This window comes from Variovorax sp. YR750, from assembly GCF_900109805.1.
Classification (GTDB): domain Bacteria; phylum Pseudomonadota; class Gammaproteobacteria; order Burkholderiales; family Burkholderiaceae_C; genus Variovorax; species Variovorax gossypii.
Map to the genome: position 1 here is coordinate 30,456 of NZ_FOBJ01000012.1, position 21,659 is coordinate 52,114.

22 protein-coding genes are annotated in these 21,659 nt (G+C 68.9%); 14 read left to right on the plus strand and 8 right to left on the minus strand.

All coding sequences use genetic code 11. The features are described from left to right. Positions 1 to 34: 34 nt before the first annotated feature. Both BMY35_RS23405 and BMY35_RS23410 read right to left on the minus strand, forming a co-directional pair. The gene (locus BMY35_RS23405; protein ID WP_093204412.1) at positions 35 to 463 is read right to left on the minus strand and encodes a CBS domain-containing protein; all 429 of its coding nucleotides are present in this window, start codon (positions 461 to 463) and stop codon (positions 35 to 37) included. A 146-nt stretch (positions 464 to 609) separates the two neighbouring features. Further along, positions 610 to 1,227 (minus strand): cell envelope protein SmpA, encoded by a 618-nt coding sequence (locus BMY35_RS23410; protein ID WP_093204415.1) that lies wholly within the window; start codon positions 1,225 to 1,227, stop codon positions 610 to 612. Positions 1,228 to 1,451: 224 nt separating this feature from the next. On the opposite strand from BMY35_RS23410, the gene ylqF reads away from it, so the two are divergent. Continuing rightward, the gene (gene ylqF / locus BMY35_RS23415; protein ID WP_093204417.1) at positions 1,452 to 2,414 is read left to right on the plus strand and encodes a ribosome biogenesis GTPase YlqF; all 963 of its coding nucleotides are present in this window, start codon (positions 1,452 to 1,454) and stop codon (positions 2,412 to 2,414) included. A 74-nt stretch (positions 2,415 to 2,488) separates the two neighbouring features. Here the strand turns inward: ylqF and BMY35_RS23420 are convergent, their stop codons facing one another. Then, positions 2,489 to 3,313 carry a hypothetical protein gene (locus BMY35_RS23420; RefSeq protein WP_143080723.1) on the minus strand — a complete coding sequence of 275 codons (825 nt, stop codon included), beginning with the start codon at positions 3,311 to 3,313 and terminating at the stop codon, positions 2,489 to 2,491. Positions 3,314 to 3,455: 142 nt separating this feature from the next. On the opposite strand from BMY35_RS23420, the gene BMY35_RS23425 reads away from it, so the two are divergent. The 7 genes from BMY35_RS23425 (at position 3,456) to BMY35_RS23455 (ending at position 11,268) form a co-directional block, all read left to right on the plus strand. Next, on the plus strand, positions 3,456 to 4,544 hold the full coding sequence (locus BMY35_RS23425) for a suppressor of fused domain protein (protein WP_093204422.1): 1,089 nt from the start codon (positions 3,456 to 3,458) through the stop codon (positions 4,542 to 4,544). Positions 4,545 to 4,589: 45 nt separating this feature from the next. Next, a complete protein-coding gene (locus BMY35_RS23430) occupies positions 4,590 to 5,045 on the plus strand; it encodes a Fur family transcriptional regulator (RefSeq protein ID WP_093204424.1) in 456 nt (151 codons plus the stop codon). 92 nt (positions 5,046 to 5,137) lie between these two features. Continuing rightward, positions 5,138 to 5,287, plus strand: a complete 150-nt coding sequence (gene ykgO / locus BMY35_RS23435) for a type B 50S ribosomal protein L36 (protein ID WP_019654976.1) — start codon at positions 5,138 to 5,140, stop codon at positions 5,285 to 5,287. Positions 5,288 to 5,423: 136 nt separating this feature from the next. Next, positions 5,424 to 6,131: an ABC transporter ATP-binding protein gene (locus BMY35_RS23440; RefSeq protein WP_093204925.1), complete on the plus strand. Its 708-nt coding sequence runs from the start codon at positions 5,424 to 5,426 to the stop codon at positions 6,129 to 6,131. 1 nt (position 6,132) lies between these two features. After that, a complete protein-coding gene (locus BMY35_RS23445; RefSeq protein ID WP_177213683.1) occupies positions 6,133 to 7,533 on the plus strand; it encodes a DUF3526 domain-containing protein in 1,401 nt (466 codons plus the stop codon). A gap of 24 nt (positions 7,534 to 7,557) precedes the next feature. After that, on the plus strand, positions 7,558 to 9,039 hold the full coding sequence (locus BMY35_RS23450; protein WP_256229363.1) for an ABC transporter permease subunit: 1,482 nt from the start codon (positions 7,558 to 7,560) through the stop codon (positions 9,037 to 9,039). A 48-nt stretch (positions 9,040 to 9,087) separates the two neighbouring features. Beyond that, entirely contained in the window at positions 9,088 to 11,268 is a 2,181-nt protein-coding gene (locus BMY35_RS23455; protein WP_093204429.1) for a TonB-dependent receptor, read from the plus strand. 18 nt (positions 11,269 to 11,286) lie between these two features. On the opposite strand, the gene BMY35_RS23460 is transcribed toward BMY35_RS23455, so the two are convergent. Next, positions 11,287 to 12,933: a DUF4139 domain-containing protein gene (locus BMY35_RS23460; RefSeq protein WP_093204432.1), complete on the minus strand. Its 1,647-nt coding sequence runs from the start codon at positions 12,931 to 12,933 to the stop codon at positions 11,287 to 11,289. A 223-nt stretch (positions 12,934 to 13,156) separates the two neighbouring features. Between BMY35_RS23460 and BMY35_RS23465 the strand changes: the two genes are divergently transcribed. Then, a complete protein-coding gene (locus BMY35_RS23465) occupies positions 13,157 to 13,606 on the plus strand; it encodes a PaaI family thioesterase (protein WP_093204435.1) in 450 nt (149 codons plus the stop codon). Here the strand turns inward: BMY35_RS23465 and BMY35_RS23470 are convergent. Then, positions 13,521 to 14,756 (minus strand): acyltransferase family protein, encoded by a 1,236-nt coding sequence (locus BMY35_RS23470; RefSeq protein WP_093204437.1) that lies wholly within the window; start codon positions 14,754 to 14,756, stop codon positions 13,521 to 13,523. The two genes, BMY35_RS23465 and BMY35_RS23470, sit on opposite strands and share 86 nt — an antisense overlap. A 166-nt stretch (positions 14,757 to 14,922) precedes the next feature. Between BMY35_RS23470 and BMY35_RS23475 the strand changes: the two genes are divergently transcribed. The 4 genes from BMY35_RS23475 (at position 14,923) to BMY35_RS23490 (ending at position 19,341) form a co-directional block, all read left to right on the plus strand. Beyond that, a complete protein-coding gene (locus tag BMY35_RS23475) occupies positions 14,923 to 15,891 on the plus strand; it encodes a LytTR family DNA-binding domain-containing protein (protein ID WP_093204440.1) in 969 nt (322 codons plus the stop codon). A 152-nt stretch (positions 15,892 to 16,043) separates the two neighbouring features. Next, positions 16,044 to 17,246 (plus strand): ammonium transporter, encoded by a 1,203-nt coding sequence (locus BMY35_RS23480; protein WP_019654985.1) that lies wholly within the window; start codon positions 16,044 to 16,046, stop codon positions 17,244 to 17,246. Between the two features lie 71 nt (positions 17,247 to 17,317). Continuing rightward, a complete protein-coding gene (locus BMY35_RS23485) occupies positions 17,318 to 18,295 on the plus strand; it encodes an MBL fold metallo-hydrolase (RefSeq protein WP_093204442.1) in 978 nt (325 codons plus the stop codon). A 110-nt stretch (positions 18,296 to 18,405) separates the two neighbouring features. After that, positions 18,406 to 19,341 carry a M14 family metallopeptidase gene (locus BMY35_RS23490; RefSeq protein WP_093204445.1) on the plus strand — a complete coding sequence of 312 codons (936 nt, stop codon included), beginning with the start codon at positions 18,406 to 18,408 and terminating at the stop codon, positions 19,339 to 19,341. Between the two features lie 10 nt (positions 19,342 to 19,351). On the opposite strand, the gene BMY35_RS23495 is transcribed toward BMY35_RS23490, so the two are convergent. From BMY35_RS23495 to BMY35_RS23505, 3 genes are read right to left on the minus strand one after another with little or no spacing between them, the layout of a single operon-like run. Next, positions 19,352 to 19,675 carry a hypothetical protein gene (locus BMY35_RS23495; protein WP_093204447.1) on the minus strand — a complete coding sequence of 108 codons (324 nt, stop codon included), beginning with the start codon at positions 19,673 to 19,675 and terminating at the stop codon, positions 19,352 to 19,354. Positions 19,676 to 19,697: 22 nt separating this feature from the next. Then, the gene (locus BMY35_RS23500; RefSeq protein ID WP_177213684.1) at positions 19,698 to 20,615 is read right to left on the minus strand and encodes a M23 family metallopeptidase; all 918 of its coding nucleotides are present in this window, start codon (positions 20,613 to 20,615) and stop codon (positions 19,698 to 19,700) included. A 55-nt stretch (positions 20,616 to 20,670) separates the two neighbouring features. Further along, positions 20,671 to 21,240 (minus strand): pseudouridine synthase, encoded by a 570-nt coding sequence (locus BMY35_RS23505; protein WP_093204452.1) that lies wholly within the window; start codon positions 21,238 to 21,240, stop codon positions 20,671 to 20,673. Positions 21,241 to 21,329: 89 nt separating this feature from the next. On the opposite strand from BMY35_RS23505, the gene BMY35_RS23510 reads away from it, so the two are divergent. Next, a complete protein-coding gene (locus BMY35_RS23510) occupies positions 21,330 to 21,638 on the plus strand; it encodes a hypothetical protein (RefSeq protein ID WP_093204456.1) in 309 nt (102 codons plus the stop codon). Positions 21,639 to 21,659: the final 21 nt, after the last annotated feature.

Genomic DNA, 21,659 nt, shown 5'->3' on the forward strand with positions numbered 1-21,659 from the left:
GCGCCGGGCAGGGTCTGCGATGGCGCGGACCGGCTCAGCTCTGGATGTAGGTGGTCAGCTGCTCGATGGTGGCTTCCTGGTCCGCGATGATGTCGTCCATCAGGTCCTGGATGGAGATCATGCCGACCACCTTGTCGCCGTCGACCACCGGCAGGTGGCGGAACTTGCGCTGACTCATGAGCGCCATGCAGGCGCGCGTGCGGGTCTGGGGGGTGACGGTCATCACGTCGGGCGTCATGATCTCGCGCACCTTCACTTCCTTCGAGTTCTTGCCCTGCAGCGCGACCTTGCGGGTGTAGTCGCGCTCGGAGAGGAAGCCCACCAGCCTTTCGCCGTCCATCACCATCAGCGCGCCCACCTCGAAGCGCGCCAGGATGGAAAGCGCGTCGAACACGCTGGTGTCGGGGGAGGTGCGCCATGCCGCGGAATCATGGCGCTTGAGCAGTTCGGAGACGGGTTTCATCGTTGGCAACTCCATCAAAGGGTTTCGATTCGACCGACGCTCGGGCGCCGCACTCGGTCAAATCATAGGGGCGATGAATGACCGCGCGGCGCAAAAAACTCTAAGGGAATGCGCGTGTGTGCAAGACACGCGCAATGCGCGAGAACTTAAGGCTGCGCAGCCGATGTCGCGAGGAACACGCGGCTCAGCGCCACGGCGTCGCCCACCACCGCCTTCACGAGACCCTTCTCGTCGAACTGCACCTGGAACTCCGACCAGCTGTCGCGCCAGTAGCGCCACACGGGTGCGTCGAGGCTGGGGTTCTCGCTGGCCACCGGGTAGGCGATGGCCATCAGCACCTGCTCGCGCGTCATGCCGGTCATCACCTTGCCGGCGAGGATGGCGTCGCGCACCGGAGCGGGGAAGGTCGCGAGCTTCTGCTTCGGGTCCTGGGTCACGACGTAGCGCTGCGCGAAGGTGGGCAGCGGGATGTTGCGGCTGTAGTCGTTCTTGATGCGCTGCTGCTTGCCGCCGAGCTCCACGCCGAACCAGCGGAAGTCGTAGGACGTGACGCGTGCCGGCGTGCCCACCGGCACGATGCTCGTGCCTTGCTCGTCGTAGTTGATGTCGCTGATCGAGTCGCCGTAGGTGCGCATGTTGCAGCACAGGAAGCCGCTGACCAGCGGACCGGGCGGCGGGGAGGGCCGCTGGGCGTGGGCGACGGTGACGAACGCGGGCACGACGGTGGCTGCCAGCAGGGCGGCAGCGGCAAGGCGCTTGAACATGGATTTCCCTCGGAGTTGTTGGAGTAACTGCCGCACCGGTGCCGGTTGGCAGCGAAGGGATTCTAGGAGCGAACAACCCGAAAGCGAAGGCAGAATGCCCGCCTGCAGCTATGGAAAGCGTAGCAACAAGCTCCCGTTCAGGTTCCCGGTTCACAATGCGCACCGGCCCCCGCGGGCCGCCCCATTCACAGGCAGAGACAGCGCGAAAGAAAGAAGAGCCCACGATGGCGATCCAGTGGTTCCCCGGTCACATGTATTCGACCCAGAAGGCCATCACCGAGCGGGTGAAGGACATCGACGTGGTCATCGAGCTGCTCGACGCGCGGCTGCCCGGCTCCAGCGCCAATCCGATGCTGGCCGAGCTCACGGCCGGCCGGCCCACGCTGAAGGTACTCAACAAGCAGGACCTGGCCGACCCCGAGCGCACCGCACTCTGGCTGGCGTACTACAACGCGCTGCCGGCCACCCGCGCCATTCCCCTCGACGCGAGCCAGACCACCCCGGCCCAGCAGATCGTGAAGGCCTGCCACGAGCTCTCGCCCAACCGCGGCGGCCTGGCCAAGCCGATGCGGGTGCTGATCTGCGGCATTCCCAACGTGGGCAAGTCCACCCTCATCAACACGCTCACCGGCAGCCGCAAGGCCAAGACCGGCGACGAGGCCGGCATCACCAAGCTGGAGCAGCGCATCACGCTGGCCGACGACTTCTACCTGTGGGACACGCCCGGCATGCTGTGGCCGCGCATCATCGTGCCCAGGAGCGGCTACAACCTCGCGGCCAGCGGCGCGGTGGGGCGCAACGCCTTCGACGAGGAAGAGGTGGCGCTGGAGCTGCTCGGCTACCTCAAGTCGAACTACGCGGCCGGCATCGCCGCGCGCTTCAAGCTCGTGGAACTCGACGCCGAGACCATGGCCGGCATGAAGGACGAAGCGCTGCTCGACACCATCGGCCGCAAGCGCGGCGCGCTGCTGGGCAAGGGCCGCGTCAACCTGCAGAAGGCGGCGGAGATCGTGATGCACGAGTTCCGCGCCGGCAACCTCGGGCGAATCACGCTCGAGACGCCCGAGGAGTTCGCCGTGTGGCTGGCCGACGGCCAGCGCGCGGACGCCGAACGCGCCGCGAAGAAGGCCGCGCGCAAGCAGAAGGGCAAGCCGAAGCCCGAGGCCGCGTCCGGGCAGGACGCCTGAGGCAGCCGGAGATGCCTGCCGAGCCCGATGACGCCTCGGCCTCGCGCTCGGCGCCCTGCTCGCAGGGCGGCGGTTCAATCCAGCGCGAACAGTGCGGCAGCTGCCTCGTCGAGCGCCGCGACCCGGCGCGAGTCTGAGCGCGGGCCGGCCGCCTGCAGCGCACGCTGATACATCGCCAGCCGCGTGGCCGACACCGGCCTGCACAGCGGCCTCCCGCGCGTCTGCGCAATGCCGCGTCCGGGCACCACGTAGCGCCCCGGGTTGAGTCGCGCGAAGCGGATGTACGCCTGCAGCGTGGGCAGGACGTCGGCGTGCAGGGCGTTCATGCGCTTTTCAGCGTCCTTGCCGATCTGCGCGAGGCCCTTCGCGTCCTTCGTGATCGGCAGGCCCAGGATGTCGGCCATGTCGATCTCGAAGTGCGTGAAGTCGCCGTAGGGGCGCTTGCAGTCGATCACGAAGCTGTTCCAGTTGGCGTGCTGCAGCAGGCGGATGTGCTCGGCCGTCACGTCGAAGGCCGTGCGCTGCTCGAAGGGCGGCTCGAAGGCGTAGTGCCCGGCCACGAAGTTCGCGTGCAGGAAGAAGGCGGCCGCCACGTTCACGAAGCGGTCGAAGACCGGCGAGCTGCCGCCGTCGAGCACGTCGCCGAACTGCTCGAGCGTCATGTCGGGCGGCACGATGGCGGGCGCGCCGGATTCGCAGCCGACCCACTCGGCATGGCTGCGGCGGAACCAGTCGATGTCCGCCTGCGTGATCTCTATGCTGCCCGGCTGGGGCGGCGGCGCTGCCGGGGCGGCCGCGGGCGCGTCCTGCGATTGCCCGCAGCCCGACGCGGCCAGCAGGGCGGTGGCGGCGCATGCGGCAGAAAGTACCAGCGCATCCCGCCGATGGAACCATCTCACGTTGTTCTCTCCACTGAAAAAGCTGTCTATCTCTGTCTGTTCGGCGAAAGAGGATGCCATGCGGGCCTGACATCTGCCTGAGGGCGGCCGGGGCCGGTGTAGGCTTGCCGCCATCGACATCGCAAGGAGCGCAAGGAGCGACATGACCGAAGCAGCGCAAGGCCGGGACGCCGACGACGACGAAGATCTCTCGCCGGGCTGGGACGCCATCACGGCCGCGCTGGAGCGCGTCTACCCGGGCCAGGAGCCGAAGCACTACGCCACGGTCATCAAGTGGATGCTCGGCGGGCCCGACCCGCTCGACGGCGTGAGCGTGTGGAAGCGCATGGAGCCGGTGCCGCACTGGCACTACCTGAGCTACGGGCTCAGCGAGCTCTACGCCAAGGAATCGAACGATGCCGACACCAGCGGCTACGGCTTCGAGTTGACCTTCCGCCTGGCCTGCGAGCCGGACGACGAAGACCCGCCCGCATGGGCCGTCAACTTCCTGCAGAACCTCGCGCGCTACGTGTTCAAGAGCGGCAATGTGTTCGACGACGGACACTGGATGACCGCCAACGGCCCTATCGCGCTCGAGCAAGAGACGCTGATCCGCTCGATGGGTTTCGTGTTCGACCCCGAGCTGCCGGCCATCGACACGCCGAACGGCCGCATGAGCTTCATCCAGGTCGTCGGCCTCACGGAAGACGAGGAACGCGCCGGCAAGCAATGGGATACGCGCAAGCTGCTCGAAGCGCTGCTGCCCGCGATGCCGCTGTGGGTGACCGACCTCGCCAGGCCCTCGCTGCTCGACGACGCCGAAGTTCGCCGGCGCGTGGAGGAGGGCGCGGCGCGCGACGGGTCGTCCAGCGGTTTTCTCTTCACCGAAGTGCTCGGCTGGGAGAGCAGCAAGCGGCTGCTGCGCTCGTCCGTCACCGAGATCACCCTCGGCGCGCGGCAGGTCGACGAGCTGGTCGCGCTGCTGCCGCTGCGGCTGACTTTCGGGCGCGACTTCCACTTCGCGAGCCGCGAGAAGGCACTGGTCTTCGAGCATGGCGAGACCGACAGCGTTTCCGAGGAAGACGACAGGCTCGTGATGCGGCTTAGCGACGCCACCGTGCGCGAGCTGGCCCGCACGCTGAAGCCGGTCGCCGGTACCTACGAGGTACGGGGTTTTGGCGCCGTGCGCTGGAAGGTGCAGAAGACGACAATCAGGGACCCGCAGGGGAACGTGGTCCGCACCATCGGCTGACCGGTCGCCCGCAAAGCCAGCCCCGAAGCCAGCTCCAGAATCCAGATGCAACGTCTCACGCGTCAACGCAACGCCGTTTTCTCCGCCTTCAGCGACGCAGGCCGCGTCCTCACCGCTCCCCAGATCCTGGCGCATGCGCGCGAGATCGTCCCCGAGATCAGCCTCTCGACCGTCTACCGCCAGGTCTCGCTGCTGCTGGCGGACGGCGAGATCGCCAAGGTCGAGCTGCCCGGCGAGCCCGCCCGCTACGAGGTGGCGTGCAAGCCCGAGGCGCATGGAAAGCCTGGCCACGGCGCCAAGCACGCCGACCACCACCATCACTACTTCCATTGCTCCAGTTGCGGGCAGGTGTACCTGCTGCACTCGTGCCCCGGGCCGATGGACGACCTGGTACCGAAGGGCTTCCAGGTGAAGAGCCACGAAGTGACGCTGCACGGTGTGTGCGCGTCGTGCGCCGGCGCGTCAACGTCCGACAAGGGGCGCGCAGGCAAGGCGCACTGACCGGCCGCTTTCATCCGGCTTTCGATTTATTGAGAATGAATTCTCAATAACGTATAGTCGCGGGTCCGAATCCTCTGGTTCCGATCCCGACCATGCAAGTCCTGTCCTCGCTCAAAGAAGCAAAGAAACGCCACCGCGACTGCCAGGTGGTGACGCGGCGCGGCCGCACCTACGTCATCTGCAAGTCCAACCCGCGTTTCAAGGCCCGCCAGGGCGGCGCGAAGAACAGGCACAAGCGCTGAGCGCATGCGCCGTGCGGCGCCCCGGCTGAATCGCCGGCGCCGCGGGCTTCCCAATCACTGAACGACCGCTTCGGCGCGCATGCGCCGGCGCGCGGCTGCGCTCGTCGTTTTTTTCTTCTCATACCGGGTCCCTTCCATGCTCCGAGCCATCGGCCTCACCAAGCAGTACGGCGCGCACACCGCGCTCGACCGCCTCGACCTCGACATCCGCGCCGGCGACATCTACTGCCTGCTGGGCGCGAACGGCGCCGGCAAGACCACGACCATCAACCTGTTCCTGAACTTCGTCGAGCCGAGTTCCGGCACGGTCGAGATCAACGGCATCGACGTCGTGCGCCACCCGGTGGCGACCAAGCAGCACGTGGCCTACATCCCCGAGCAGGTCACGCTGTACGGCCCGCTCTCGGGGCTGGAGAACCTGCGCTTCTTCGCCGGCCTGGCGCTGGGCCGCGAGCTGCCGCGCGAGCGGCTGCTGGAGTTGATGACGCAGGTGGGGCTCGACCATGCCGCGGCCGACAAGCGCGTGTCCGCGTATTCGAAGGGCATGCGCCAGAAGGTGTGGATCGCCGTGGCGCTGGCCAAGCAGGCCAAGGCGCTGCTGCTCGACGAGCCCACCTCGGGGCTCGATCCCCAGGCCGCCAGCGAGTTCTCGGGCCTGTTGCGCAGCGCGGCCGACAGCGGCGTGGCCGTGCTCACCACCACGCACGACCTGTTCCATGCGCAGCAGACCGCCACGCGCGTCGGGATCATGAAGCGCGGCCGCCTCGTCGAGAGCCTGGACGGCGAGGCGCAGATCGCGAAGACCGATCTGCAGTCCCTTTACTTGCAGCACATGAGGGCCTGACATGCTGACGAGCTGGATCGCACGCCGCGAATTCCTCGAGCGCCTGCGCGACGGGCGCCTCTACTGGGCCGGCGGACTGGTCGCCGTGCTGCTGCTCACCGCGCTGGCCGTGGGCTGGGCGCACCAGCGCGCAGCGCAGGCCGAGCAGCGCGCCGCGCAGGCCATGGACTACCGCGACTGGCTGCGGCAGGACCGCCGCCATCCGCACGACGCCGCGCACCAGGGCATGCATGCCTTCAAGCCCGAGGCGGCGCTGTCGATGATCGACGCGGGCATCAATCCCTTCATCGGCAGCACCGTGTGGCTGCAGGCGCACCGCCAGAGCGAGGTGAAGTTCAACGCCGCGCAGGACGCGACCGGCCTGCAGCGCTTCGGCAATCTCTCGGTCGGCTGGATCCTGCAGGTGCTCGGGCCCCTGCTGGTGATCGTGCTGGGCTTCAACGCCTTCGCGGGCGAGCGCGAGCAGGGCATCCTGCGGCAGACGCTGAGCCTGGGCGTGCCGCCGCTGCGGCTCTTGGGTGGCAAGGCGCTCGCGCTGGCCGGCTCGCTGGCCGCGCTGCTGGTGCCGGCCGCGCTTATCGCCGCTGTCGCGGTGGCCGTTGGTGCGGGAGATGGCGAGCGGCTGGACGCGCTGCTCAGGCTGGGCGCCTGGTCGCTCGGCTATGCCGTGTACCTGGGCATCTTCGTGTTCGTTGTGCTCGGCGTGTCGGCCCTCTCGTCGACCTCGCGCATGGCGATCACGCTGCTGCTGGCGCTGTGGATCGCGCAGGCGGTGATGGCGCCGCGCGTGCTGTCGGAGCTGTCGCGCGCGTGGTTTCCGAGCCCGACGCGGCTGGAGTTCAACCAGGCGCTGGGGGCCGAGCTCAAGACCGTGTCCAACGAGGTGTGGCAGAAGAACTTCGGCTCCACCGAGCGCTGGGGCCGCGACGTGCCGCTGAGCAAGTGGGGCATCGCGCTGCGCCTGGACGACCAGGCCTCCTACCCCGTGTACGACCGCCACTACGGTCGCCTGTGGGACACCTGGGAGCGGCAGCAGGCGGTGCAGGAATGGAGCGGCCTGCTGCTGCCCATCCTCGCCGTGCGCAGCTTCTCGATGGGCATGGCGGGCACCGACTTCGCGCACCACCGCAGCTTCACCACCGCAGCAGAGCTGCATCGCCGCCGCATCCAGGACCTGATGAGCGAAGACCTCGTGGCGCATGCCGATCCGCTGGGCGACCGCCATTTCGCCTACCAGGCCGCGCCTGACCTGTGGGCGACCGTGCCGCCGTTCGACTACCACCTGCCGCACGCCGGCTGGGCACTGCGGCACCAGGTGCGCAGCTTCGCGGTGCTGTGCGCCGGCCTGCTGCTGGCGGCGGCCTTTGCCGCCTTCGCCGCCTCGCGCCAGCGCGCGCTCTGAGGTGCCCGAGGCATGACGACGACCATGACCAATTCCATCATCGATCCTCCGCAGGGCCGCCGGCTCCTGGCCGTGATGCGCCAGGAGTGCCGCCTGATGCTCGCCGAACGCACCCTGTGGGCCGTCGGCGCGCTGTTCCTGCTGCTCGTGGCCTATGCCCTCGGCAACGGGCTGCTGCAGACCTCGAGCCGAGACCGGGCGCAGGCGGCCGTCGCGCTGGCCGACCGCGACGCCCGCGCGGCGCAGCGCGTGCTGCTGGAGAACATCCTCGCCGGCAGCGCGCAGCCTACGCCCTTCGAGAACCCGGCCGACCCGTCGCGCATGGCCAGCGGCTACGGCGGCCATCACGCGATCCTGCCGACCGCGCCGCTGGGGCCGGTCGCGCTGGGGCAGAGCGACCTGTTCCCGAGCCAGTTCAAGGTCACCGGCCAGAGCCGCGTGGTGTTCATGAACCCCAGCGACATCGAGAGCCCGTGGCACCTGCTGAGCGGGCACTTCGACCTGGCCTTCGTCATCGTCTACCTGCTGCCGCTGCTGATCTTCGCGCTGGGCTACAACCTGCTGTCGGCCGAGCGCGAGAACGGCACGCTGCGCTTGCTGCTGTCGCAACCGCTGCGACTGCGCACGCTGCTCGCGGGCAAGCTCACGGTGCGCGCGGCGGTGCTGCTGGCTCCCGCCGTGCTGCTTCCGGTGGCTGTGCTGCTGGTGGCGCGGCAGGCGGGCCTGGCCGGCTCGCCGGGCGCCACGCTGTGGTGGTGGGCGCTGCTGGTTGGGGCGTACGCGCTCTTCTGGTTCGCGCTGGTGGTGGCGGTGAATGCCTTCGGCGCTTCGTCGGCGACGAACGCGATGGTGCTGGTCATCGCCTGGGTGCTGCTGGTGCTGGTGGCGCCGGTGCTGCTGAACCTGGCCGTGACGCAGGCCAGCCCCGCGCCTTCGCGCACCGAGCTGGCCACGCGCCAGCGCATCGTGACCGCCGAGGCGATGAAGCGCCACGCCGACCTGATGAGCACCGACTACCAGCACGTCGGCCGCGGCGCGATCCTCGTGCCGCGCGACGGCAAGATCGAGATCGCCGGCCGGCTGCTGGGCAACTACCTGATCGAGAAGGAAGTCGACGAGGCCATCAGGCCCGAGCTCGATCGCTTCGACGCGCAGCAGGCCGGGCAGCAGGCGCTGCTGGGCCGCTTCAGCGCGGTGTCGCCGGCGGCCGTGGCCTACGAGGGCATGACCGCGCTGGCCGGCACTGGCACGCGTCGGCAGGCGCGCTTCGAAGCGCAGACCGTCGCCTACCACGAGGCATGGAAGCGCTTCTTCTTCCCCCGTATCGACGCGCGCGATGCGCTCTCGCCCTCCGACTTCGATCGCATTCCCGCATTCGCCTGGCAGGAAGAGCCCGCCAGCCTCGTGCGCGGACAGGCCGCGCTTGCCGTGCTGCAGCTGCTGGTGCCGAGCCTGCTGCTGTTCGGCCTGGCCGCGTGGCGCCTGCGCCGCTTCTCGGTCGCGTAGCCGCGCCCCGGTTTTCTTTCCTCATTGCAATTCAGAGCAAGCAATCCAATGACCATGTTCATCCGCACGGCCATGGCGGCGGCCGCCGTCAGCGCATTCCAGGCTTCGTACGCGCAGGAGGGCGCGGAGCTCGGCACCGTCACCGTCGAGGGCAGCCGCGAGGCCAACAGCCTGCATCTGGGCGAATCGAGCGGCACCGCCTCGCGCCTGGGGCTTTCGGTGCGCGAGACGCCGGCCTCGGTCGAGATCCTCACGCAGGACGCCATCCAGCAGCGCGGCGCGCGCACCTTCAGCGAGGCGCTGCGCGGCATGACGGGTCTCACCGGCGGCGGTCCGCCGTCGTCGCCGACCACGCTGTCCACGCGCGGCTTCACCAGCCTGCAATACCTTTACGACGGCGTGCGCAGCTCCGGCGCGGGCGTGACCAACCGCGTGCAGGACACCTGGAACTACGAGCGCATCGAGGTGCTGAAGGGCCCGGCCTCGGTGATCGACGGCGAGGGCGCCATCGGCGGCGTCGTCAACTTCGTGACCAAGCGGCCCGACCGCAGCAATCCGAACAAGGAGGCGTTGCTTTCGTACGGCAGCTACGGCTCCACCCGCGCTGCCTTCGGCTTCGGCGGCGCGTTGGGCGACGCGAGCGCCTACCGGCTGGACTACAGCCGCAACGACACGAAGGTCGGCACCATCGCCCGCAACGGCGAGCGCATCGACCACTTCACCAGCGGCCTGATGGTCGACTTCGGCGGCTCGGTGAAACTGGACCTTTCCTTCGACTACCTGCGCGACGACAACCAGGCCTACTGGGGCACGCCGCTGGTGCCGGCGAGCTTCGCCACGCAGCCGACGAACGTGGTCAGCACGCCCGACGGCCGCGTGATCGACCGGCGCCTGGCACGCAGCAACTACAACGTGCCCGACGATGAGAACTCGTCCGAGACCTACTGGCTGCGCGCGCGCCTCACGGGCCAGCTCGACGGCGGCTGGTCGTGGCGCAACGAGTTCTCGGCCAACAAGGCGAACCGGGTGTTCCGCAACTCCGAGAGCGCGGTGTTCGTGACGCCCGCCAACATCGCGCGCGACCAGACACTGATCACGCACGACCAGGACTTCTGGCTGAACCGCTTCGACGCCACCCACAAGGGCACGCTGGGCGGCATGGACAACCGCTTCGTCGTCGGCGGCGAATACAGCGAGACGCGCTTCGGCAGCCAGCGCCGCTTCTCCGACAGCAGCGCCGCCACCGGCAGCCTGCTGCGCGTGCCGGTGTTCGACCCGTACCTCGCGCCGTTCAATGAGAACCCCGCGCTCAGCACGGGCGCGGGCAACCGCACGAACACGAGCGCGAACGTGAAGGTGAGCTCGGTCTTCGTGGAGGACGCCCTGAAGCCGCTGCGTAACCTCACGCTGGTGGGCGGCCTGCGCCATGACCGCTCCGAGGTCGAGCGCGGCATCGCCGACCTGAACCTGGGCAGCTACACGCGCTTCGGCGCCAGCTACCGCTCGACCTCGGGCCGCATCGGCGCGGTGTACGACATCACGCCGCAGTCGAGCGTGTATGCGCAGTACACCAACGCCACGCTGCCGGTGAACTCGCTGTTCCTGCTCTCGGCTTCCAACGCGGCTTTTCCGATGTCGCGCGGCAAGCAGGCCGAGGTGGGCTTCAAGCAGAACATTCCCGAGGCGAACCTGGAATGGACGGCGGCCGCCTACAAGATCGCGCTCGACAACGTGCTCTCGCGCGACCCCAACGACGCTCGCAACACCGTGAACAACGGGCGCCAGTCCTCGCGCGGCATCGAGCTCTCGACCGTGTGGCGGCCGACGCGCGAATGGACGCTGGCCGGCAACCTCGCCGCACTCGACGCGCGCTACGACACGCTGATCGAGGCCGGCGGCGTCTCGCGCTTGGGCAAGACGCCGCCCAACGTGCCCGAGCGGGTGGCCAACCTGTTCGCCACCTACCGGCCCGACGGGTCGAAGTTCGAGTACTTCGCCTCGCTCAACCACACGGGCCGCATGTACACCGACAACGCCAACCAGATCCGCATCAACGGTTTCACCACGCTCGATGCGGCGGTGAACTACCGCTTGCAGAACGTGCTGCTGAGCTTCCGCGTGCGCAACCTGACCGACAAGCTCTACGCCACCTGGGCCGGCCGCGCGACCAGCCAGGTGCTGCTGGCGCCGCGGCGTACCTTCGAGCTGTCGGCCAAGTTCGACTTCTGAGCTTCTGAAAGTGCCCGCTCAGCGCATCTGCAGGCGCGCGTCCTTCGGATAGCCGATGGTGTAGTCGGCCGTCACCCGCGCGGTCTGGCCGGCCGCCAGGTCGAGCTGCCACATGGCCAGGCCGGGCTGCTTGTTCCAGGCCAGCTCGGCGGGCTGCGGCGAGAACTCCGAAGCCACGCGCACCTTCTCGTCGACCGACACCGGGGCGGCCTCGAGCACCTGCACCGTGACCGGCGTGCGGTGGCGGTTCTCGACCACGTAGGCGCGCTGCACCTTGCGCTCGGCGCGCGAGCCGGCGAAGCCGCCGGTGCCCTGGTTGTCGCGTTCAGGCTCGGCCTGCACGCGAACCAGTTCGTCGCGGCCGAAGGAGAGCGTCAGGCGCGCATCGCTCGGCGCGTTCCACCGGCCGTTGCCCACGAAGGCGCCGTCGCGGTAGAGCTGCATGGGGCCGGCGGGCCACACGCCGGCGGGCTGGTCGAGTTCGGCGACGAGGAAGGCGCTGGCGTCCACGCGCGGGCTGGTGCGGGCGGCGAGCTTGGCCGTGTCTTCGTGCTGGCCCAGCGCCATGGTCACGCGCTGGCCGTTGGAGGGCACGTCGATGGCCTGCGGCACCGAAAACTCGGTGGCGAAGCTGTTGTCGAACACGCTCACGTCGAACAGCGGCTCCGCCCGGCGCTCGCGGCTGTCCATGGACTTGCTGGCCATGATGGGCGATGGCGCCATGGCCGCTGCAGGCGCGGCGGGGTAGGCCATCTCGGCCGCCGGACGCGGCGGCGGCTCGATGCCGATGCGCCATGCCGTGGGCAGGCGGCCGGTGGTCTCGCGGCGCGGCTGGCCGGTGGAAAGCACCAGCTTCACGCCGCGCCAGTCCTCGCCGGTGGCCTGCGCCACCAGGGCCTGGCGCTCGATGCGCACCTTGCGCGTGGTGGTGTCGAGCAGCGCGCGGTAGGTGGGCGTCCAGCCCGGGCCGTTGACCTGGTAGCTGAGCTTCACGTCGGCATCGGCGCCCGCGGCCAGCGTCACAGTCACGGCCGTCACCTGGCCGCCGTTGCCCTGGGTGCGCGTGCGCTCGGCCAGCAACGGGTTGAGCTGGCGGTCGATCTCGGCCTGCCTGCGCTGGATCTGGTGCTGCTTGAGCAGCGAATCCTGCCCCGTGCGGCGCATCGCCTCGGTCATCGCGGCCAGGTTGCGCGCGTCCATCGGTGCGCGAGCGCCTGAAGTGGCATCGCCGCCGCCTGCCAGTCCCTTGAGGTAGCCGGTGACCATGCCGAGCGCGTCGGTCTCCGCCTGCAGGGCGGCCTTCTGGTCTTCCAGCTCGCGGATGCGGCCGTCGAGCGGGCTGGTCGAGCATCGTGCGGAGAGTTCGCGCTGCTCGCTGAGCACCGAGGTCTCGCCGATGCGCACCGAGGCATCGGCCGACACCTGCAGGCTCTGCACGTCCAGGCCCGCCGGCAGGCAGGCGAAGGTGACCGAGCGCGCGCCGGCCGCGACGCGGGCCACGCGATCCACGGTGGCGCTGCCCGGGTAGACCTTGACCTGCGTGATGCGCGAGTCGGCCGCCGGGGCCTGCGGCGTTGCCGCCTGCCCCTGGGCGCTGAGGCTCAGGACCAGCAGGACGGCGGCGCCGGCAGTGGCGCGGAGGAGGGCGGAAGTCGATGCTTTCATGGGGTGCCTTTGGAGCGGAAGTGATGAATGACCCCAGCTCATACGGACGGCCCCGGCGATCGGGGTTAAGGCATCGTCAAGAAAATTTCACGCAGCCCGGCGGCGCTGTCGCCAATGCAACCGCCGCGGCGTTTCCGGTCGCACGCGCGACGGCGGATGCCGGGCGTGCTTCATAGAGTGGCCGCATCGTCTTTCCACCAACCCAGGACAAGGACACACAGCCATGCTCGACACCATCCAGGCCATCAACAAGACCGCCGCCTTCAACCGCTGGGCCGGCTTCGAAGTCACGAGCGCCGCCAACGGCGAAGCGGAACTGCGCATGAACTGGCGCGAGGAGGACATGGGCCAGTACGCCGGCTTCCTGCATGCCGGAATGATCGGCGCGATGCTCGACACCGTGAGCGGCTACGCGGCCGCCACCGTGGCGGGCCGCGTGCTGGCATCGCATTTCTCGGTGAACTGCATCTCGCCCGCCATCGGCCGCGCGTTCGTGGCGCGCGGGCGGGTCGTGAAGGCGGGGCGCAAGCAGGTGTTCGCGGTGGCCGAGCTCTATGCGCAGGGTGACGGCGAGGGTGCCGATGCGCTCAAGCTCGTGGCGACGGGGAACGCAATCCTTGTTCCGGTCGAAGAGCCTGCTTCGGCGCCGAAGAAGCCAGCGGCCGCCGCCTGAGCTTCAGCCCGAAGAGCGGACGCAGCAGGTTGGTGCGGCGGATCAGCCCGTCCGTCAGCAGCCAGCAGCCGAGCAGCGTCAGCGCCACCAGCAGCGCGGGCTCGATCACCAGGCCGAGCGCGAGCGGCGCCAGCAGGCTCACGCCGACGATGATCAGCGTCTGGTGCAGCACGTACCACGGGTACACCGACTCGTTGGCCCAGCGCAGCCAGGGCCACGGGCGGTTCAGGTATCGGTGGCCGTGGCCGAGGATGGTCGCGACGGCCAGCCAGAGGTAGAGCATGCGCAGCGTGTCCATCAGCAGGCCGGAGGGCGGGGCCTTCACGCCTGCGCGCAGCGCGATGAAGGTGGCGATCACGGCGACCGCCAGCGCGAGCGACACGCGGCGCAGCCGCTCGAGCTCCTTCCACACGCCGGTGTCCACGCCCATCCAGTAGCCGTAGAGGAACATCGTGAAGTAGAGGCTGTGCAGGTGGAAGTCGCGCACCAGGTTGTGCGTGGCCGGAAAGCGCGAGGCCAGCAGCATCGTGAACACCAGCAGCGGCACGACCGGCAACAGCAGCAGCTTCCAGCCGCGCAGGCCGTTGAAGGTGCGGCGCACCCATTGGCCGGCGGCGGATTTCCACAGCGGCAGCGTCAGCGCAACCAGCGCCGTGTAGGTGAAAAGGTAGGGCAGGTACCAGAGGTGGTTCCAGGTGATGCCGAACTCCGCGCCGTCGAAGGCCTGCTTCGGCCAGGGCTGGGCCATCGACAGGTAGCGCAGCAGGAAGGCGCCGAAGCCCGGCGCGACCAGCCCGTTGGCCACGCCCTGCGCGTAGGCCTGGTAGGGAACGATCACGGCCATGCCGAAGACCAGCGGCAGCATCAGCCGCAGGCCCCGGCTGCGCAGCAGTCCCCATGTGCCCTGGCCCCGGCTCAGGAAGCCGAGCGACACGCCCGAGATCAAAAAGACCAGGTCCATGCGCCACAGGTTCAGGACGCGCATCGGCCATTGCAGCCACTCGGCCGCGTGCGGGCTCTTGAGGTGCCAGGGCCAGTCGGCCACGTAGTGCATGCCCACGTGATAGAGGATGACGAAGAGGAAGGCCAGCGCGCGCAGGGCGTCGATGTCGTGGCGGCGGTGGTCGGGCGGGGCGGGGTCGGCGGTCATGGGCGGTTCCTCGAAGCGGGAAGGCCGCCATGCTCGATCCGGCCGCCTCCGCACGGCGTGGCCAGGGGACGGATCGCCCCGGCTTTGTGACGAGCGGTGGCCGGCGGGGACGAAATCCGGGACGAAAAAGCCAGCCCTGGGGCCCGTTTTCGCGAGAATTCCCCGCATGGGAGACCCCCGCAAGAATCTGTACGAGCGCTATGCACCGATCCGCCGCCCGCTGGAGGTGGCTTTCTGGATCGTGCTGATGAGCCTTCAGGCCGTGTTCAGCACGATGGTGGCGATCGTCGACATGCGCATCCGGGCTGTGCCCCGGCCCAACTGGGAGGTCGCGACCTGGGAAGGGTCGAGCCACCTGGTGTTGCTGCTGCTGGTGCCGGTGCTGGCGGCCGTCGAGCGCCGGCTGTCGCCGCTGGCGCGCACCCATCTGCCGCGCTTCCTGGGCTTGCACCTGGTGGCGAGCGTGGTGTTCAGCGTAGCCCACGTGGTTGGAATGTTCGGGCTGCGGGCGCTGGTCTATGCCATGGCGGGGGAACGCTACGACTTCTGGGGCTGGGCCGGCCAGTGGAGCTACGAGTACCTGAAGGACGTGCGGGTGTACGTGAGCATCGTCTTCGGCATCTGGGCCTACCGGCTGTTCCTGCTGCGCCTGCAGGGCGAGGCGCGGGTGCTCGACGCGCCGGAGGAGGGCGTGGCGATGCCGCCTCCAGCCCCAGCTCCGGCTTTGGCGGAACCGGAGGGTTTCGAACCCCCGGTGCCGGAAACACCCCAGCCGCCGCCATCACCACCACCGCCGCCCGCGCGCCCCGAGCGCTTCCTGGTGCGCAAGCTGCGCCGCGAATTTCTCATCGCCGCCACCGACATCGACTGGCTCCAGGCCGAGGGCAACTACGTCGGCCTGCACGTCAACGGCCACGACTACCTGCTGCGCTCCACGCTGACTGACTTCCTGACCCAGCTCGACCCCACGCTCTTCGCGCGCGTGCACCGCAGCCATGCGGTGAACCTGGGGCGCATCAAGGAAATCGAGCCGCTGGACGGCGGCGACGCCCGGCTGCACATGCATGACGGCACCACCGTGCCGTGCAGCCGGCGCTACCGGGACGCCCTGCGCACGGGCATCGGCGCGGCCTGATCCGGTGCGCGATGGGCTGTGAGTGGCCCGTTATTGGTTCATTTCGCACCATCAAAGAGCTTTTTGGCACCATTTTTGCTTCATTGACCGGCCGCGCTGGTTGATTCGGGTGCGGCGCACCAATTCAAACCAAAAATCCGCAAGAAGCTCCAATGGACGCACTCAAACAGGGCGCAGATGCGCTGTTCATCCTTCTCGGCGCCATCATGGTCCTGGCCATGCACGCCGGCTTTGCCTTTCTCGAACTGGGCACCGTGCGCAAGAAGAACCAGGTCAATGCGCTGGTGAAGATCCTGGTCGACTTCTCGGTCTCGACCATCGTGTATTTCCTGGTGGGCTACGGCGTGGCCTACGGCACGCATTTCTTCGTGAGCGCCACCGAACTGTCGGCAAAGAGCGGCTACGAGCTCGTGAAGTTCTTCTTCCTGCTGACCTTCGCCGCGGCCATTCCGGCCATCATCTCGGGCGGCATCGCCGAGCGCGCCAAGTTCTGGCCGCAGCTGATCGCCACGGCGGTGATCGTCGGCTTCGTCTATCCGCTCTTCGAGGGCATCGCCTGGAACAAGCACTTCGGCATCCAGGAATGGATCGCCTCGCTCACCGGCCACGAGTTCCACGACTTCGCGGGCTCGGTGGTGGTGCACGCGGTGGGCGGCTGGCTGGCGCTGCCGGCGGTGCTGCTGCTGGGCGCGCGGCGCAACCGCTACCGCGGCGACGGCTCGCTGAGCGCGCATCCGCCGTCGAACATTCCCTTCCTGGCCCTCGGCGCCTGGGTGCTGTGCGTGGGCTGGTTCGGCTTCAACGTGATGAGCGCGCAGAGCATCGACAAGATCTCGGGCCTGGTGGCCGTCAACTCGCTGATGGCGATGGTTGGCGGCACGCTGGTGGCGCTGGCCATGGGCAAGAACGACCCCGGCTTCGTCTACAACGGCCCGCTCGCCGGCCTCGTGGCGGTGTGCGCCGGCTCCGACCTGATGCACCCGCTGGGCGCGCTGGTGGTGGGCGGCGTGGCGGGCGGCATCTTCGTCAAGCTGTTCACGCTTACGCAGAACAAATGGAAGATCGACGACGTGCTGGGCGTGTGGCCGTTGCACGGCCTGTGCGGCACCTGGGGCGGCATCGCGGCCGGCATCTTCGGCACGCAGGCGCTGGGCGGCATCGGCGGCGTGAACGTGTGGGCGCAGCTCATCGGCACCGTCATGGGTGTGGCCTGGGCGGCGCTGGCCGGTGCGGCGGTGTACGGCGCACTGAAGGCGGTGGCGGGACTGCGGCTGTCGCAGGAGGAGGAATACGACGGCGCGGACCTGTCGATCCATCACATCTCGGCCACGCCGGAGCGTGAGGTCAACTGGTAGGCAGGCGCCCAGCAGGGCCGGCCTGCCTCGGCTATTCTCGGCGCCCCTTCAAACCACCGAGGAGCCGAACCATGACAACAACACCCGCTCGCTGGCTGCGCCAGGGCATCGCCGCGCTGGCCGGCAGCCTGCTGATGCTTTCGTTCTCTTCCACGGCGCTGGCTGGCGCGCCGCAGGTCAAGACCCAGGCGCCGGGCTTCTACCGCATGATGCTCGGCGACTTCGAGGTGACGGCGCTCTTCGACGGCACCCTCGACCTCGAACCCAAGAAGCTGCTCACCAACACCACCCAGGCACAGGTCGGCAAGCTGCTCGACCGGGGCTTCGAGAAGGACGCCGTGCCCACCTCGGTGAACGGCTACCTCATCAACACCGGCAGCAAGCTGGTGCTGGTCGACACCGGCGCCGGCGGCCTCTTCGGCCCCACGCTCGGCAACCTGCAGGCCAACCTCAAGGCCGCGGGCTACCAGCCCGACCAGGTCGACGACGTGCTCATCACCCACATGCACGGCGACCACGTCGGCGGCCTCGTGCAGGACGGCAAGCTGGTCTTTCCCAACGCCACCATCCACGCCGGACAGGAAGACGCCGACTTCTGGCTGAACAAGGCCAACCTGGAGAAGGCCTCGGCCGAGATGAAGGGCTTCTTCCAGGGCGCGATGGCCTCGCTGAACCCGTACGTGGAAGCCGGCAAGTTCAAGGGCATGAAGGGCGGCACCGAGCTGGCACCCGGCATCAGGGCCGTGCCGGCCCACGGCCACACGCCCGGCCACAACATCTACGTCGTCGAGTCCAAGGGCCAGAAGCTGGTGCTGTGGGGCGACCTGATGCACGTGGCCGCGGTGCAGTTCGCGCAGCCGCAGATCACCATCTCCTTCGACGTCGACTCGAAGCCGGCGGCGTCCGAGCGCAAGAAGGCGTACGCCGATGCGGCCAAGGGCCGCTACCTGGTGGGCAGCGCGCACCTGCCGTTCCCGGGGCTGGGCCACGTGCGGGCCGAGGGCAAGGGCTACGTCTGGGGGCCGGTGGACTACCAGCAGATTCGATAGCCGGCCCGGGGTGAAGGTTGAGCGTCGCGCGCCGGTGTTGCCGCGCGGGCGGGCGCGAACGCGCGCCCTGTAGCAAACTTGCCGGTCGCTTCGCTTCAACCATTCGCCCCATGACCCAAGCTCCCCCCGCCCTCGAAGTCCTTCCCCGCGACCTCTCCGCCTACCGCAAGGGCAACGTGGGCGTCGACTACGTGCATCGCTTCGAGTCCGGCAAGCCCGGCCCGCACGTGCTGATCAACGCGCTCACGCACGGCAACGAGATCTGCGGCATGACGGCCGCCACGCACCTGCTCGACAACGACGTGCGCCCGAAGATCGGCACGCTCACCGTGAGCTTCGCCAACGTGGCCGCGTACGAATCCTTCAACGAGGCGCTGCCCTTCGACAGCCGGCAGCTCGTGCACAACCTCAACCGCATCTGGTCGCCCGAATGGCTCGACGGCACCGAGGACAGCCCCGAACTCAGCCGCGCGCGCATCCTGCGCCCGGTGGTCGAGGCGGCCGACCACATCCTCGACATCCACTCGACCAGCCAGCCCGTCGTGCCTTTCTGGGTGTACCCGGGCTTCGAGCGCAACGCCAAGGTCGCGCTGGCCATCGGCCGCCCCTCGGTGCACCTCGTGATGCCCGATGGCCTGGGCTCGGGCACGCCGCTCATCCAGTACGGAAGCCACGGCGGCCCCGACGGCAAGGGCGTGGCGATGGTGGTCGAGTGCGGCCAGCACTTCCTGCGCTCGGCCTCCGATCTGGCCACCGCCGTCACCTACGACTTCCTCGCCTACTTCGGCCTCGTCGACAAGGACCCGGCCACCCCGCCGGCCGAGCCGCAGCGGCGTTTCCAGCTGCTGCAGACCTTCGTCATCAGGTCGCCCGACTTCGCCTTCGTGCGCCCGCTGATCGGCTTCGAGACTTTCGCCAAGGGCGAGCTGATCGCGACCAATGGCGACGAAGAGATTCGCGCGCTGTGCGACGACTGCACGATCTTCATGCCGGCGCAGCGCGCGATCGTGGGGCGCGAGGCGGTTTACCTGACCAAGCCGATCTGAGGCTGGACGCTTAGCAGATCAGCAGGTGCCGCGGCTCGTTCGCGGTGCTGTAGTCCGCATGCCAGTAGTGCGGGTCGTTGCAGAGGCTGAAGACGGCCTCCGCATTGGCATGGCGCCCGTCGAATCGTCTTGCCAGCGTGACGTGCACCGACCCGGGGTCGGGCCAGTCGACGTTGGCGTCGCGCACGCGGTTGCCCGCCGAGACTTCGGCCGCGACGATGGCCTGCAGGGCAGGGTGCAGGCGCTCGTTGAGCAGGGCGAGGATGCTGCGTCGCTCGCCGGACTGGATCGACGTGTCGAGGCAGGCTTCGGTGAAGACGGTGCGGGCAGTCATCGTCGAACTCGGGCTGACGGCCTCAGGCCGCAATGAACAACGCCGGATCCACCATCGCCCGGTTCAGCATCACAGACCAATGCAGGTGCGGCCCCGTCACCCGCCCGGTCGCGCCCACGGCGGCCAGTTGCTCGCCGGTCTTCATCACGTCGCCGACCTTCACGTCGATGCGGCTCAGGTGGCAATACATGGTCAGCAGGCCGCCGCCGTGGTCGAGCCAGACGGTGCCGCCGTTGAAGAAATAGTCGCCCGTGTCGATCACCTTGCCGGGCAGCGGCGCGAGCACCGGCGTGCCGGTGCCGGCGGCGATGTCCATGCCGCTGTGCGGATTGCGCGACTGGCCGTTGAACACGCGGCGCAGACCGAAGGAGCTCGAGCGGCGGCCGGGCACCGGCACGCGCATCTTCAGCACGGTGTCGGGGCGCATGTCGGTGAGGGTGGCCATCACGCCGGTGAGGTGGTCGCGCTCCTTGACATAGCGCGCCTCGTCCTCGGGCGACAGGTCGACGGTGCGCGGGGCCACCGTGAGGCGCTGTTCGCGGTATTGCTTCGGGGCGACCGTGTAGGCGATCTGGCGCTCGGGCTTGCCTTCGGCGCGCACCGTGATGCTGGCCTCGCCGGGTTCGGCGGCGAGGGGAATGCCGGTCAGCGCGGTCCATTCGATGGCGTCGCCGAGCACCAGCAGGGGGATGTCGCCCGCGAAGGCCTGGGGCCGCTTCGCCGACGGGCCCAGCGACAGGCGGGCCACGCCGCCCGGCACCTGCGATGCGCGCGGCCATACCTCGGGGGCGGGCGCGGGTTGCTTCTTCGATGCCTTGGCTTTGGCAGTGGCGCTGGCGTGCGCGGCGGGCAGCGCGGCAAGCAGGCCGATGGTGCCGAGCATGACGCTGCGTCGATCGAGGTTCGTGGGAGCGGGGAAGGAAGAGTGCGTTTGCTTCATGAGAGGAAGACGTGAATGGTTCGGATGAAGGCCGTGCGGTCTGTCTGTTGCGGCGCTATTCGCGCCAGGTTCCGGGCGCCAGTCCGTCGAGCGTGTGGGGCCCGATCGCGGCGCGGATCAGCCGCAGCGTGGGCAGCCCGACAGCCGCAGTCATGCGCCGAACCTGGCGGTTGCGGCCTTCGCGGATGGCGAGTTCGATCCAGGCGGTGGGAATGCTCTTGCGCTCGCGGATGGGCGGCTGGCGCTCCCACACCTCGGGCGGCGGGTCGAGCAGCCGCGCCCGCGCGGGAAGAGTGGGGCCGTCGTTGAGCTGCACGCCGTTGCGCAGCGAGTCGAGCGCCTCTTCGCCGGGCTCGCCTTCGACCTGCACCCAGTAGATCTTCTCCATCTTGAAGCGCGGATCGGCGATGCGGGCCTGCAGCTTGCCGTCGTCCGTGAGCAGGAGAAGCCCCTCGCTGTCGGCGTCGAGCCGGCCGGCGACGTAGACGCCCGGAATGTCGATGAACTCCTTCAGGCCGCGCCAGCGGCCCTCGGGCGTGAACTGGCTGAGCACGCCGTAAGGCTTGTTGAAGCGGATCAGCCGGGAGGAAGAAGATGAACGAGAAGAAGGGCTCGGACGATTCATGTGCCGACAGGATAGCCCGGGTCTGTCCTGCAACCTCCGGGGGCTGCGGCGGCTCCAATCGACTGGTTCATGACACAGGGGAATCCGGTATGACGACGATGCGAAGCTCCATCCAACTCGCGTGCACGGCGGCCGTGGCCGGCCTGCTGCTGGCGGCATGCAACAGCCCGGGCATCCGCGTGGGCGGCGCGCCCGAGGCCAGCGTGAAGAACTGCGTGACCGCGGCCGCGCGCGAACTCAGGGTGCCGCCGGGTGGCATCGTCGCCGACAAGGGCACGACGCCGCGCGACGGTGTCTACACGATCAACCTGAAGGTCGGGCCGCAGGGACGATCCGCCGTGTGCACCACCGACGAGAACAGCGCGGTGATCGGGGTGGTCTACAAGCGGCCCGAATAGAGACAGAGGGACAGCGGGTGG